We start from the raw sequence: 14932 nt of genomic DNA on the forward strand, positions 1-14932 counted from the left end.
AAGCCGCTAAATAAATGCTAAATGAATTATAGCTAATTTAATCGCGTGGTTATTAATCTAAATGTGTACCTCAAACGTATATTGATTTATACAGTTTTTGTTAGGTACTTTGGCAACGTGTTTATTAACTTAATAGTCTTTAATTTGGTTGGTTTTAACTTAGCCTGGTTTGGCTTAGTTTATTGGGGCAATAACTTTATTCCCTTCAGCCTTTTATTATTGATTTCACACCTTTTTTTTATCGCTAAATCACGAAACGAATTACTGCTAATAATGGTGATAACTTTTATTGGTATCTTTGTTGATTCATTGCTTGTGCAATTTAATGTTTTTATTTTTGTTAATGGCGGTCATATTCCGTTTTGGTTGATGATGCTTTGGGCTTGTTTTGCGACAACTATATGCCATAGCTTACGATTTCTATCGGGACGTAAGGCATTACAACTCTTCGTTGGTGCCATATTTGCGCCCTTGAGTTATATCGCTGGTTACAAATTTCAGGCGGTTGATTTTGGTCAATCTATGATCTCAACGTATTTGCTTTTAAGTGTGATATGGGCAGTGTTATTCGTTTTGTTTTTCTATTTAAAAGACAAGTTAGTCGAAGCAGAGGTTAGTTATGTTTAAGCTTTCTTTTTCTTTATGTTCTTCTTATTTATCGTACTTTTACTTTATTTTTTGCTTATCACAAAGTGTAGTCTTTGCAAAAAACATCACCGATGAAATGGAATTGCCAAATAATTTACAAAGCACTATTGATACCCAAACCTTTGTATCGATAGGGGAGACCACGTTTTCTATTTTATTTTGGGATCTTTATAAAAGTCAGCTACTGACTACTTCAGGAAAATATCCCGTCAATATAGCAACTGACAAGGTACTTTTTACGATTAATTATTTAGCTGATATTTCCAGTGAAGACCTTATCAACAGAACCATAGATCAATGGGATCACTTAGGCATTCCCGCTGAGGAGTATCTCACTTACGTATCTGAGCTTAAAAACATGTGGCCAGACATCAAAGAGGGTGACAGCTTGTCTTTGCTTATTCACCAAGGGCGCAGTGTTTTTTATTTTAATCAGCAATATATTGGCGTTATTAATCCCTCTGATTTCGGTCAAATATTTCTTGCTATTTGGCTATCTGAAAATACCAGTGAACCCAACTTACGCCGTGAATTATTAGGAAGTATTACCCATGACTAAAGTTAAGATTTTTCTATTAATTATCATTACCTGTAGCCTTATTTCTAGTTGCTCCACAGCGTTAGATGATTATCAAGATGTTGATAAACCATTTGATATTAAACGTTACTTTGATGGGCGAGTAATCGCTTGGGGCATGGTGCAGAATTATTCTAATAAAGTAAGTAGACGATTTTGTGTCGAAATAGAGGGCACATGGCAAGGTAATGAAGGCGTTCTTGCGGAAAAATTTTATTTTAATGATGGTGAAATCAGTTACCGAAACTGGCAATTATCTAAAAAAACGGATGGTAGTTATGAAGGGCAAGCGGAAGACGTGATAGGAATGGCTATTGGTAAACATCAAGGTTTCGCATTTCAGTTTCAATACCAATTATCATTAGTTGTTGAAGATGAAAGCTATCAAGTTTCTATGGATGACTGGATGTATCAACTTGATGAGTTTCGGGTAATGAATAAGACCTCGATGAGCAAGCTTGGCGTTAAAGTTGCTGAGGTGACATTGTTTTTTGATAAGCAAACACAAGTGCAACAATGTCCAAGTAGTAATGCAATATAAGCACAACTTTATACAACTTAGATAAAAGGGGAGGTTTAATTTTTTGTATTTATTTAAATTGATAAACAGTTATACAATCAATGAAAACTTGCTGAAACTGTATGTATTCTATGTATTCCTCAAAGACTTTAAAAGCAAAGTTTACTCTGTAGATTTATAATATCTTATAAGCAATGTAATGCTAGATAAAAGTCTCTTTATAGCCTTAGTCTCTCGAACGAATACTTTTCATCGTAATACTCCTTGTAGTGATAAAAAACTCATTCATCATTATTGTTGAAATTCTTTTTAATTAACCTATTCAATACGCGTTAATTTGATAAAAGATCACTGCTAAAAATATAAGTTTATTTGTGAACAAATGTTGATCTTTGTTTCTTTTTTGTACGTAAGTTCAGGTGTACTTAATTAATGAGGGTAAGCAAGTGAAATATTTTAAAATACTAAGTGTAACCGTATTAAGTGTGTTTTTATTGCAAGGCTGCAATGACGACGATAATGACGTAATTGAACAAGTCAAACAAGATGTAGTTGCACCAACTACGATTGTTGATGCTGCTGTTAATGACGGCAGTTTCACTACTTTAGTTGCTGCTTTACAAGCGACAGGGCTAGATACAACCTTGGCAGATACCAGTGCGAAATTTACCGTTTTTGCGCCAACGGATAAAGCCTTTGCTTTGTTGGGCCAAGATACTATTGATGCGCTGCTAGCTGATACTGATAAGTTATCAGATATTTTAACCTATCATGTTATTAGTGGTGAAGTTGATGCCGCAGCAGCTATAGCGCTAGCTGGGACAACCGTTGATATGGTGAATGGTGATGCCGTAGGTTTATCACTCGATGGTGACAAATTATTGGTAAATACCGCCACAGTAATTACCACTAATATTCAGACTGATAATGGTATTATTCACGTTATCGATGCTGTTTTACTCCCTCCCGCAGAAATGATGGAGCCGACATTGAGTATTGTCGAAGTAGCACTGGCTGATCCTGATAATTTCTCTACCTTAGTTGCCGCGCTTAGTGCTGCTGATTTAGTGACTACCTTGTCAAACGAAGATGCTACGTTTACTGTTTTTGCTCCGACTAATGCCGCATTTGCTTTAATTGCAGGTGATACCTTGACTGCATTATTAGGTGATACCGATGCCTTAACAAAAGTACTACTGCAACATGTTATAGCAGATGCTGCTGTAAATTCGGTTAATGCCTACGCCTTGAGTGGCAATATGGTTGATACAGCGGGTATGGCTAAAATAGCACTTAACATCAACATGGACACAGATAAGCTATTGTTTGGTGGTGCCAATGTTGTGATGAAAGATATTTATACAACCAACGGCATTATCCATGTGATAGATGCGGTAATTATTGGTGATGTGGCATTACCAAAACCGAGCATGAGCTTAGTTGATATTGCCAGTAGCAACAGTGATCTATCTACACTAGTGTCAGCGTTGCAATCAACAGGCCTAGATACCGTCTTAGCTAACCTTGATAATGACTATACTGTTTTTGCTCCAACTAATGCCGCTTTTGCTAAATTACCTGCTGGCACAGTTGAAGGATTAACTAGCGAACAATTAAGTAACATATTGCTATATCACGTAATCGCTGGCGAAGTTCTTGCTGATGGCGCTATCAACTTAGCTCAATCTATGGATAACATGGCAGAAATGGCGAATGCGAGTAAAGCCGCTGTATCGTTCACTGATGGCATGCTTTTCATTAATGGCGCTAAGGTAAGTGCAGCTAATGTTATGGCTGCAAATGGTGTTGTTCACTTAATTGATAATGTGATTATGCCTCCTGCAATGATGGATACGCCAACATTGAATATTGTTGAAATCGCTTTGGCAGACCCGGATAATTTTTCTACCCTAGTAACCGCACTTACTGCTGCTGATTTAGTGACTACTTTATCAAACGAAGATGCTATGTTTACTGTTTTTGCTCCAACTAATGCCGCCTTTGATAAGATTGACAGTGAAGCTTTAACCGCTTTATTAGCAGACACTGAGATGCTTACTAAAGTCTTATTAACTCATGTTGTGGGTGAAAGTAGCTTAAGTTCTACAGATGCTTATGCAAAAAATGGACGTTCATTAACCACAGCATCGGATGTAATGATTGATGTGAGTATTGACGCTGATACGGGAATGCTGATGATTGGAGGAGCTAAAGTAATTATCTCTGATATCTACACAACAAACGGTGTTATTCATGTAATCGATACCGTGATTATGGAATAGTTACCTAACTTTTAGTTACCAAGTTGTTAGGCGCTAAGTTTTGGTTGGATAATTGTTCTTTCTTTTACCATGCAAAGAGTTTGATTAACATTACCGACCATGAGCCTCTGTCTTCAGAGGCTTTTTTTGTCATACCAAATCAAATAAGTTTATTCCCACTCAGAGCTTGTCAGCGGTTTGAGAACAAATAGAATTTTTTTATGTATAGTCATTCTATATTAGGAAAATTATGTGCAGTTATCAGATTGCTGACAAACTCCCAAAGGGCGAGTTGAAAAGGCTTACATGCCGCGTTATTATTTTTGATAAGGGATAAACCATTATCTTCAATCAATGCCTTGCCTCTAAGCCTTTTAAAACTCGCTGTGAGGGAAAAAACTTACTTGAATTGGTATAATACTGATCGTTTAGTGATTTTTTACGTATGAATAGTTATAAACCAGCAAGTGATATTCTTATGAAAAATTTAAATGTTACCTTACCAATATTTCCGTTACCCGTGTTCTTATTGCCAGGCGGGGTAACAAAGTTACGCATATTTGAACCACGCTATCTAAAAATGGTCAGTACCGCCTCTTCGGGTCAAGGTTTTGTTCTATGGCTTCAAGATAAAAATATAATTGCTAACGAAAGTTCTACTAGTATGCCGTGGGGTAGTTGGGTTGACATTATTAATTTTGATCAAGGTGATGACGGTATTTTAGAAATTGATGTTAAGTGTAAATCTCTTGTCGTCATTAAGAGCATAGCGCATGACGAAAATAATTTGCATTTTGGTGATGTTAGCTGCATCGCGCATTGGTCTGAAATTCATGTCGACATGGCTAAAGGAAGATTATCTACATCGTTAGCGAGTGTCTTTGCAGAGAACGAAAGGCTTGATGATTTATATCCAACGAAAGGTCTAAACGATAGCCATTGGGTGTTAGCGAGGTGGTTAGAGATATTACCTATAGAGTTAAATGTAAAAAATGCCTTTGTTGTGAGTTACAGTTTTAAAGAAGCAAAAGCGTTTGTTGAATCCGTTATTCTTGAATAGTTCTTTATTTTTAATTAATTTTTAACTGCTCTTTAAAAAGTTTTGAAATAATTTCAATATAAAGTGATCCTGATATTTATTTGACCGTATAACCTGACATGTTCAAATAAATAGTGGGACGAAGCAATGCAGACTAACTTGCTAAGCAGGCCGACAAGTGCTAAATCTACTTATATGTCAGATAAAATAAATCACCCACAACTCTGCCAATGGCTAGAGTCTGTTGCTATAAGTCGAGACAAACAAGCTTTCACTCATTTGTTTCAGTTCTTTGCACCTAAAATTCTACGTATTGCACGTGGTAAATTTCCTAATGAAGCACAAGCCAATGAAGTAGTGCAAGACACTATGAGTAATGTGTGGAGAAAAGCCCACCTTTACAATCAAGATAAGGGGGCGGCAACCACTTGGGTATACACGGTAATGCGTAATGTCACCTTCGATATGCTTAGAAAAATCCAAGGTAATAAAGAAGATAATCTAAGTGATGATATTTGGCCTATCGCTGAAAGTATGAGCATCGAAAATGAAATTTTTGATGACCATTTAGAACATGCAAACTTGTTAAGTGTCATAGAAGAGTTACCTCAAGCTCAACAAGACGTTGTTAAAGGTTTTTACTTTAGAGAAATGTCTCAAGAGCAGCTAGCTGTGCATCTACATTTACCACTAGGGACAGTTAAATCTCGATTACGTTTAGCCCTAGGAAAACTCAAAGTACAGTTAGGAGAAAAACATGATTAACCATCACCCTAAATTTGAGCTTATTCAAGCGTTTGTAAATGGTGATTTACCTGCATCTTTATCTGCTGGTATCGCTATTCATGCAGATATGTGTCCGGTATGTCAGCAAACGATCGCTCAATTTACTGAACAAGTAGCTGAAAATAGCTTTGAAGAAGAATACTTAGATCGATTCATCGTTGATGACAATGAAACACTAGAAGCGATTGCAAAAATAGATTTTGATCACATGATAGATAATATTGTTGAATCTTCTAATATTGCTGTTGTTGTACCTAAAGTAGAAAAAACAATCAGTTTTAATGATACGACTTATACTATTCCTGCAGCATTAAATAGTATGGAAATGGGTAAACATGCTCATATTGGTAAGTTAACGAGAGCACGAATTCAGCTTAATGAAAATGAAATCCATAGCAGTTTACTACATATACAGCCTGGTGGAGGCGTACCTGAACATACGCATAAAGGTTTTGAGCTTACGGTGCTGTTAGCGGGATCATTTCATGATGAAAGTGGTGAGTATGTTAAGGGGGATTTTATCATGCTTGACAGTTCTCATCAGCATCATCCTATTTCTACCAATGGTTGTCTTTGTTATACCGTTGCTAATGATGCACTACACTTTACCCAAGGTATTAATAAGTTGCTTAACCCAATAGGTTCTTTCATATATTAGCTAGCTAAGTATTTAACAGTTAAAGCGTTAATTAAAGTTAAAATCAGAAATTAGAAGGAAAGGATTATGATTTATTCAGTGGATAAGAAAGACATAGAAATTGGTATTAGCGCTTGTTTAATTGGTGAAAAGGTTCGGTTTGATGCCAGTAATAAACCGTCTCATTTTTGTATTAAAGAATTTTCAGAACATGTTTCATATAAGTCATTTTGCCCAGAAGTTGCTGTAGGTTTACCTATTCCTAGACCAACCATTCGTCAAATAAAGCGTGATGATGTTATTCATGTTTCTCAAAAAGATGGCAGTGGCGATGTTACCGAGGCCTTAAAAGCGTATGGAAAAAAAGTAGCCAGCATGACCAAATCGTTAAGTGGCTATATTTTTTGCGCTAAAAGCCCAAGTTGCGGCATGGAAAGAGTTAAGATTTATAGCCCCGAAGGTAACTCATTACCCTCAAAAGGTATCGGTGCTTTTGCCAAAGAAATTATGGATGCTAACCCGTTATTACCTTGCGAAGAAAATGGCCGTCTAAACGATCCTCTACTGCGTGAAAACTTTGTTGCCAGAGTATTTGCTTATAAACATTGGCAAACGATTGTTGAATCAGGATTAACTAAGCACAAGTTAACCACCTTTCATAGCCATTACAAGTATACGGTGATGAGCCACGATTTAATCGCCTATAAAGAGTTAGGGCAATTATTAGCAAGAGCTGACTTACCCCTTGATGAGGTAGCCGCGCAATATATTTTAGGATTAATGACGGCACTGAAAATTATAGCGACCCGTAAAAAGCATGCTAATACACTGGCGCATATTCAAGGATACTTTTCAAAGCACTTACAAGCGAATGAAAGACAGGAATTATGTGAACAAATTGATGCTTATCGCGAAGGACTTATTCCGTTAATGGCACCTTTAACGTTAATTAAGCATTATCTACTTAATCATCCAAAAGACTATTTAACAAAGCAAGCGTACTTATCTCCTTACCCTGATAAATTAAGATTGAGATACGCTTACTAACTGATTTATATTAACTTTAGTTTAGATGCTAAATAAATTAGTAACCCAGTCACCCATATTTTTAATTATTCTTCCGTGATGCCTTTAACCGGGCACATAAGGATCCCGCTTGTTACTTTGGCTCCGTAATGACCTTCGAACACACGACAATCCAGCGTTACACTATTTCCTGAGTCGTAACGTCTTAAGTCAACATGATTCAGTAGTACCAGCGAAAGCTATCTTTTTTATCTGTGAACAACAATGGCAACAACATGATTGGTCGCCGATAAAGATAGATTTTATTGAGCGTCACGCCCATGCCCTTGTTAAAGAACTCGCGCTATTAAATATCGAACTTGAATTGATTGAACTCGATAATTTTACCCAGCAAAAAACGTATTTACACAGCTATTGTCAACTGCACAATATTACTGAAGTGGTGGCTAATAGTGAGGTTGAATTTAATGAACAGCAACGAGATAAAGCCTTATATTTAGAATTAAAGGCTAGCGGTATTCCATTAACCTTATTCGAAGCAGATGTAATCGTACCAAAAGGCAAAGTCCTGAATCAGTCGGGTATTATGTATAAGGTTTTTACACCGTTTAAGCGTGCTTGGTTAACCTATATTCAGCAAGGCGGCTTTGAGTATTTAGGCAAAGTATCTGTTAAATCGTCAGCGGTTAACAAGGTTGATAATCAAGAAGTTGAACAGGAAAGTATTTCTAGTACCTGGCCGCTAGCAACTGTTTTTGAGCAGCAAATACTACCAAAGTTTTACCAACAAAAAATAAGCACTTACAAACTTAATCGTGATATACCATCGATTAAAGGTACGTCGGGTATATCACCTTATTTGGCTGCAGGTGTTATCAGTCCTCGTTTTGTACTTCGATTATTACTTAACAAACATCCCGATTTGTTAGTCGCGTCAGACAGTGAAGAATTTTCATGGTTGAATGAGATTATTTGGCGAGAGTTTTATCGCCACCTGCTTTTTCATGAACAACGATTATGTAAACACCAATGTTATAAAGAAAATTATCAAGAGATGTTGTGGCATAACGATGCTACATTATTTGATGCGTGGTGCCAAGGCAGAACTGGCTACCCACTTGTTGATGCTGCAATGAGGCAGCTCAATCAAACAGGCTGGATGCATAATCGTCTTCGTATGGTCGTGGCGAGCTTTCTAACCAAACATTTACTCATTGATTGGCGATTAGGTGAAAAATATTTTATGCAGCACCTGATTGACGGCGATTTAGCTTCAAATAATGGTGGCTGGCAATGGGCGGCTAGCACTGGCTGTGATGCACAACCTTACTTTAGAATTTTTAATCCTATTAGACAAAGCGAACGTTTTGATCCAAAGGGCGTTTTCATACGTAAATATATACCAGAGCTTAACAATATTTCTGATAAGGCGATTCATTTTCCTCATCAATATATTAAGGATAATGAACTAAATGTTTATTGGCCAGCGATTGTTGAACACAAAGAGGCTAGGTTAAAAGCGTTAGCTTTTTATAAAGTGTAATGGGAAGCTAGGTCGGTAACTCATTGTTAAGAAATTGGTTATTTGGTCATTGCGTTCATAGTGTTGTTATTAAGGTATTCATCATCAAAGTTTTAGTCAGTAAGGTAGTGTTATGGAAAATAAAACGTTAGAGCACACCCTACAAGGTGCACCTTTGTGGCTAACTAATTTTGTGCTTGTTTATCAAAAGCTATCGAAAGAGAGTCTGCAATTATTAGCCACTATTTACCATGAAAATGTCACCTTTATTGATCCTCTACACACAGTGGAAGGCTTTGATGAGTTATATCAGTACTTTGAAAATCTCTATCAAAACCTTTCTGCGTGTGATTTCGTTATTGAAGAGGTGATTTGGCAGGATTCGCAAGCTTCACTATTTTGGACCATGACTTACCAACACCCTAAGCTCAACAAAGGTAAAATGGTTACTGTCGTTGGCACCTCACATATTAAGGGAGAAGGCGATAAGGTTATTTACCATAGAGACTTCCTTGATTTAGGTGCAATGCTTTATGAGCAACTGCCTATACTCGGCAAGCTTACTAAGTGGATAAAAACTAAGGCGGCAAACTAATGGCCATTCAAAATGTTTTAATCACAGGGGCAACATCAGGCATTGGCTTGGCGTTATTTGAAAAGTACACCAATCAAGGTGAAAACGTGATTGCCTGCGGTCGAAACCCAGAAAAAATGGCCCTTCTGGAGTCACGCTCTTATAAGACCTGTTTATTTGATATCACTGAGCCCGCACAAATAGCGGCTGCCGCTCAAGATATTAAAGAATTAGATATACTGATTTTAAATGCCGGTGATTGTCGCTATGTTGATGATGTTAAACATTTTGATGGTGAGTTGTTTTCTAATATCATCAATACCAACCTTTCTTCCTTAGGTGCGCTATTACAATACTTTTTACCAAAAGTGAAAAAGGGCGGGCAAGTCGTTTTTGTTAGTTCAAGTGCCACTATTTTACCGTTTCCGCGCAGTGAGGCTTACGGGGCATCAAAGGCCGGGATGGACTATTTAGCTAATAGTTTGAGGCTTGATCTACTTGAGCATGATATTGACGTTACTTTAGTACATCCTGGTTTTGTTAGCACACCTTTAACGGATAAAAATAACTTTGCGATGCCGTTTATACTCACTAGCGAACAAGCCGCGAGCCGTATGCTGATTGGTATTGAAAAGCGAAAAAAATATCTACATTTCCCTAAGCGACTAACGCTTATTATGAAACTATTCTCTTTTTTACCTTCGTTTTTATGGCAGTTACTTATTACTAGAAAATTTATTACCAAAAATGATAGCTCGAGTAAGAGTCACACTAGGGAAGATCAAGTATGAAGCATTTTGCCATTATTGGCTCCGGCATTTCCGGACTAACTGCCGCTTATTTATTATCAAAAAAGCATAAGGTTACCGTATTTGAGAAAAATGACTCTGTTGGCGGCCATACGGCAACGGTTGATATAGAAAAGTCAGGGGACAAATTTGCAATAGATACCGGTTTTATTGTCTTTAATGATAGAACCTATCCTAACTTCTTAGCTTTGTTGGATGAAATAGGTATTGGTAAAATACCCACTGAAATGAGTTTCTCTGTTCACAATTGCCAGTCAGGCCTTGAATACAATGGGCATAATCTAGATACACTATTTGCCCAACGACGAAATATTTTCAAACCGACGTTTTGGTTATTAGTTAAAGAAATATTGCGCTTCAACAAATTATGCAAAAGCATTTATCAGCAAGATACGTATATCGATGGCTTAACATTAGGTGCATTCTTAACTGAACATAACTTTAGTGACTTTTTTGCTGAACATTACATTTTACCAATGGGCGCAGCAATATGGTCTAGCTCATTAGCACAAATGGAAGATTTCGAATTCACATTTTTTGTTAAATTCTTCCATAATCATGGCTTATTAAATATTGCGGATAGGCCACAATGGTATGTAATTCCAAAAGGCTCGCGCAGCTACTTAACACCATTATGCGCACCGTTTAAGGATAATATTAACGTTAAGGCCAACATTACCAGCATTACTCGAAGCAATGATAAAGTACATTTACATTTTGAAGATACGCCTAGTCAAACGTTCGATGAAGTGGTTATTGCTTGTCATTCTGATCAAGCACTCTCCTTATTAAATGATGCAAGCCAAGATGAAAAGTCGGTGTTATCTGCAATGCCTTATAGTGCAAACACGGTTGTACTGCATACCGATGAAAAATTATTACCTAAACGAAAAAAAGCCTGGGCAAGTTGGAATTATCAGCTAAACCATAATCGTGGTAATAACACCAGCCATGATCGCAGCCATAACCGCAGTGCAGCCGCTAGTGTTACTTACAATATGAATATATTGCAGGGTATTCAAAGTAAGCACACCTTTTGCGTTACCTTAAATCAAAAAGATGACATAGACCCCAAAGAAATATTAAGGGAGTTCACTTATCACCATCCTGTTTTTTCGGCCGACTCGATAAAAGCCCAACAGCAAAGACATATCATTTGCGGCGTTAATCACACGCATTTTGCTGGTGCTTATTGGCACAGTGGTTTTCATGAAGATGGCGTAAGAAGCGCTGTTGAAGTGGCTGAACGGTTTGATTGTTATATAGGTGTAACTGATGAACATGCCTAATTCATTTAGTAATAGCCATATTTACCTCGGTAATGTTATGCATCGACGCTTTAGCCCCAAAAAGCACAGCTTTGATTACCGTTTATTTATGTTAGCGCTCGATGTTGCTGATGTTGAAAAGGCTCAGGGTGGTTTTGGTGTTTTTGGCTTTTCGTGGTATCGACCATTACGTTTTGTTGAAAAAGATTACATAAAAGGCTCAGTAAAAGAAAGGGTAACCAGTGATCCTCTTTCTTTAAACGATCGTATAAAGATGAAAGTACAGCAATTAAAGGGTCATGCAGATATAAAAAGAATTGTTATGTTGGTGCAAGTCAGGTGTTTTGGCATTTACTTTAGTCCCGCCAATTTTTATTTTTGCTACGACCAAGACGATAAATGTACACAAATGCTCGCAGAAGTCAGTAATACACCTTGGAATGAACGCCATTATTACTTAGTAGATTTGTTAAAAGTAGAAGGTGATAAAACCACGAAAAAAATGTTTCAAGTTTCACCTTTTATGGACTTAGCTATGACTTACTTTTGGCAGGTAACTCCACCGTGCAATGGTAATGATAAGTTACTGGTTAAAATTGAAAATAAACGTGTTAATGACGAAAGCGGCACAGTAAGTAAGTTATTTGATGCAAGTTTAGTGATGAGGAGAAAACCCTTCACTAAAGCCAGTTTATTGCGTATTTGGGGGCAATTGCCTGTTATGACAATGAAAGTTGTAGTCACAATTTATTGGCAAGCATTAAAGTTATTCATCAAACGTGTGCCTTTTATTGGTTATCAAAAACCGAGTTAGTGGATTATTTTTGAAAGCTTGAAGTTATACCCGTAGCCAATCAATATGCAGGTTTCAGCTTCACTTTGAATGGTAACGGGTATAAGTAATACTAAGGGGAATAAAAATGGAAAATATTGAAGGGGTTCGAGTACTAAAAGCGGCTAATTGGTTAGATAAACGTTGTCGTACCTTAGTGCTAAACATTTTCTCAAACCTTACCTATGGTCAATTAGAGATTGTTGAAGGCTCTGTTCATTCGCATTTCCCTGAAAAAGTTAGCGAACAAAGTATTAAAGGTAAAATACATATCCATGATCCGAGTGTTTACCGTGACTTTGTTAAAGGTGGGAGTATTGGTGCATCTGAGGCTTTTATTGAAGGTAAATGGAGTAGTCCAAATTTAACCAATGTCATTAGAATTTTCGCCAAAGCTCAACAGCAAACCGATAGCTTGGAAGCAAACAAGTCATGGATGAATAGGTTGAAAAATACCGTCAGTCATTGGCAAAATAGAAATACCCAATCAGGTTCAAAGCGTAATATCTTAGCTCATTATGATTTAGGTAATGAGTTATACACGCGATTTTTAGACCCGGATATGATGTACTCGTCTGCTATTTATCCGACAGAAGACGCTTCATTAGATGAGGCTCAACAGCATAAACTCGCCACTATTTGCCAGCGATTATCACTAAATGAACATGATCATTTATTGGAAATAGGTACTGGCTGGGGAGGCTTAGCAATATATGCAGCTCAGCATTATGGTTGCCGTGTAACGACAACGACTATCTCTGATGCACAACATGCCTATGCACAAGCTCGTATAGAAAAGTTGGGCTTAACAGATAAAATTACCTTGCTTAAAGAGGATTACCGAAATTTAACGGGAGTTTTTGATAAAGTCGTTTCCATTGAAATGATAGAAGCTGTTGGTTATGACTTTTTACCTAGTTTCTTTAAGCAGTGCAATGACCGATTAAAAGTTGGCGGTAAGTTGCTTATTCAATCAATTACCATTGCCGATCAACGTTTTGACTATTACAAAAACAACGTTGATTTTATTCAACGCTATATATTCCCCGGTGGATTTTTACCGTCAGTTAATGTGTTGACTCAAAATATTACTGATCACAGTGAGTTGGTTGTTGAATCCCTAGATGATATAGGGCTTGATTACGCTAAAACGTTAGCGCACTGGCGAGAGAATTTTTTGGCATCTTGGTTAGAGCTGACTCAACATGATTATGATGAAACCTTTAAACGATTATGGCTTTATTACTTTGCTTACTGTGAAGGCGCATTTTTAGAGCGTTCAACTAGCGCGGTCCATTTAGTGGCTAGAAAATAGATATTGAATTCATTTGAAAGGAGAAAGTAGGAAATAATTTTTCCTACTTAATTGACCTACTTAGTTCGCGCCTATCTACCTACGGGATTTACCTTTTAAGTTTGAGCTTACGCATTGATAAAGCAATCATCATTATGATTAAAATAATAACAGAACTGCTGCCACCATCACTATGCACTTCAGTGTAATACTCTACATATTCTAGGTCATAGTCACTGCTCTCTAAGGGAAGACCATATAAGCTATTACTGTCATCACTACTGTAAGAAGCCACTATATTCGGGAAGCCCACTTCATAAAGGTCTATGAGGATGTCGTAATGATTGGCACTAAAACCTTGTTCTAAGGTGCTATATACCTCAAATTCATCATCTGAACTCTCACCATGTATAACAAAATTGTCAGTACTGTAATAATGAACCCAAGGACCGCCATTTTCACTTAAGTACAATTCAGCATAAACTACCGCCTCATCATGAGGATTACCAGTAAGTAAATCAGCATCAAAAGTCACACTAAAAGTCTGAAAATATCCATCAGCATCAAGATCTTCAATTAATTGTGAATAGCCTTCATAAATAACAAAAGTACCGTCGCTGAAGCTTCTACTGCTTTGGTTCAACCTTGGTATTGCCGCTATGTTTTTAGCGGTACTTCGTTTACGTGCCTGTTGTTGCTTTTGGTCAATCATATCCTCACGAGTCGTGTTTAATGCTTTATTCTTTTCTTGGTCGCTATCACCAAGTAGTACTCTTTGTTTAATATCTTTTAATACTTGTTCTTGTGATGCACTGTCCATTGAACTGGCTACTTGCCCGCTAGAGTAACTTTGAACAACTTTAGTATTCGTTATATATGTTGTGTCAGTTGTGCTTGCTGTGCCTGCTATCTCATTTGCATTGTCGGCTTCTAACGCAAAGCTTGGTAGTGTAATCATCATAAGAGTTAACATGAGTGTTAACTGTAAAGTCGTTAGTAGTATTGGTGAAAAACTTGATGTTACTTTTAATGTTAACTGCTTGATAAAATTGCTCATCATTAAATCCTTCCTGTATCGATTTAAGACCATTAAAGCGTAAGTTAAATGAACTCAAGCTGAACAAATAAAATGTCAACTG

15 protein-coding genes are annotated in these 14932 nt (G+C 37.0%); 14 read left to right on the forward strand and 1 reads right to left on the reverse strand.

Features of this window, described 5'->3' with window-relative positions; translation table 11 throughout:
* Positions 1 to 117: 117 nt before the first annotated feature.
* The 14 genes from CXF79_RS04315 to CXF79_RS04380 all read left to right on the forward strand — a co-directional run bounded on the left by CXF79_RS04315 (position 118) and on the right by CXF79_RS04380 (position 13814).
* Positions 118 to 627: a DUF2878 domain-containing protein gene (locus CXF79_RS04315; protein WP_157825840.1), complete on the forward strand. Its 510-nt coding sequence runs from the start codon at positions 118 to 120 to the stop codon at positions 625 to 627.
* A complete protein-coding gene (locus tag CXF79_RS04320) occupies positions 620 to 1207 on the forward strand; it encodes a chalcone isomerase family protein (protein WP_232769075.1) in 588 nt (195 codons plus the stop codon). The genes CXF79_RS04315 and CXF79_RS04320 overlap by 8 nt, the downstream gene beginning before the upstream one ends.
* On the forward strand, positions 1200 to 1766 hold the full coding sequence (locus tag CXF79_RS04325; protein WP_101154102.1) for a DUF3833 domain-containing protein: 567 nt from the start codon (positions 1200 to 1202) through the stop codon (positions 1764 to 1766). Before CXF79_RS04320 ends, CXF79_RS04325 begins: the two co-directional genes overlap by 8 nt.
* A 425-nt stretch (positions 1767 to 2191) precedes the next feature.
* Entirely contained in the window at positions 2192 to 4027 is a 1836-nt protein-coding gene (locus tag CXF79_RS04330) for a fasciclin domain-containing protein (RefSeq protein WP_101154103.1), read from the forward strand.
* A 457-nt stretch (positions 4028 to 4484) separates the two neighbouring features.
* A complete protein-coding gene (locus CXF79_RS04335) occupies positions 4485 to 5066 on the forward strand; it encodes an LON peptidase substrate-binding domain-containing protein (protein ID WP_157825841.1) in 582 nt (193 codons plus the stop codon).
* Between the two features lie 126 nt (positions 5067 to 5192).
* Entirely contained in the window at positions 5193 to 5810 is a 618-nt protein-coding gene (locus CXF79_RS04340) for a sigma-70 family RNA polymerase sigma factor (protein ID WP_101154105.1), read from the forward strand.
* Positions 5803 to 6489 carry a ChrR family anti-sigma-E factor gene (locus tag CXF79_RS04345; protein WP_101154106.1) on the forward strand — a complete coding sequence of 229 codons (687 nt, stop codon included), beginning with the start codon at positions 5803 to 5805 and terminating at the stop codon, positions 6487 to 6489. Before CXF79_RS04340 ends, CXF79_RS04345 begins: the two co-directional genes overlap by 8 nt.
* A 66-nt stretch (positions 6490 to 6555) precedes the next feature.
* Positions 6556 to 7515, forward strand: coding sequence for a YbgA family protein (locus CXF79_RS04350; protein WP_011042216.1), 960 nt, complete (start codon positions 6556 to 6558; stop codon positions 7513 to 7515).
* Between the two features lie 109 nt (positions 7516 to 7624).
* The gene (locus tag CXF79_RS04355; RefSeq protein WP_101154107.1) at positions 7625 to 9037 is read left to right on the forward strand and encodes a cryptochrome/photolyase family protein; all 1413 of its coding nucleotides are present in this window, start codon (positions 7625 to 7627) and stop codon (positions 9035 to 9037) included.
* Between the two features lie 112 nt (positions 9038 to 9149).
* The gene (locus CXF79_RS04360; protein WP_101154108.1) at positions 9150 to 9611 is read left to right on the forward strand and encodes a nuclear transport factor 2 family protein; all 462 of its coding nucleotides are present in this window, start codon (positions 9150 to 9152) and stop codon (positions 9609 to 9611) included.
* On the forward strand, positions 9611 to 10381 hold the full coding sequence (locus tag CXF79_RS04365) for an SDR family NAD(P)-dependent oxidoreductase (protein ID WP_101154109.1): 771 nt from the start codon (positions 9611 to 9613) through the stop codon (positions 10379 to 10381). Before CXF79_RS04360 ends, CXF79_RS04365 begins: the two co-directional genes overlap by 1 nt.
* Positions 10378 to 11688: an NAD(P)/FAD-dependent oxidoreductase gene (locus CXF79_RS04370; RefSeq protein WP_101154110.1), complete on the forward strand. Its 1311-nt coding sequence runs from the start codon at positions 10378 to 10380 to the stop codon at positions 11686 to 11688. The genes CXF79_RS04365 and CXF79_RS04370 overlap by 4 nt, the downstream gene beginning before the upstream one ends.
* Entirely contained in the window at positions 11675 to 12481 is an 807-nt protein-coding gene (locus CXF79_RS04375; protein WP_101154111.1) for a DUF1365 domain-containing protein, read from the forward strand. The genes CXF79_RS04370 and CXF79_RS04375 overlap by 14 nt, the downstream gene beginning before the upstream one ends.
* A 106-nt stretch (positions 12482 to 12587) precedes the next feature.
* Positions 12588 to 13814, forward strand: a complete 1227-nt coding sequence (locus CXF79_RS04380) for a class I SAM-dependent methyltransferase (RefSeq protein WP_442871890.1) — start codon at positions 12588 to 12590, stop codon at positions 13812 to 13814.
* Positions 13815 to 13902: 88 nt separating this feature from the next.
* Here the strand turns inward: CXF79_RS04380 and CXF79_RS04385 are convergent, their stop codons facing one another.
* Positions 13903 to 14853 (reverse strand): choice-of-anchor H family protein, encoded by a 951-nt coding sequence (locus CXF79_RS04385; RefSeq protein WP_101154112.1) that lies wholly within the window; start codon positions 14851 to 14853, stop codon positions 13903 to 13905.
* Positions 14854 to 14932 lie beyond the last annotated feature (79 nt).

Source organism: Colwellia sp. Bg11-28 (genome assembly GCF_002836245.1).
GTDB classification, from domain to species: Bacteria; Pseudomonadota; Gammaproteobacteria; order Enterobacterales; family Alteromonadaceae; genus Colwellia; species Colwellia psychrerythraea_A.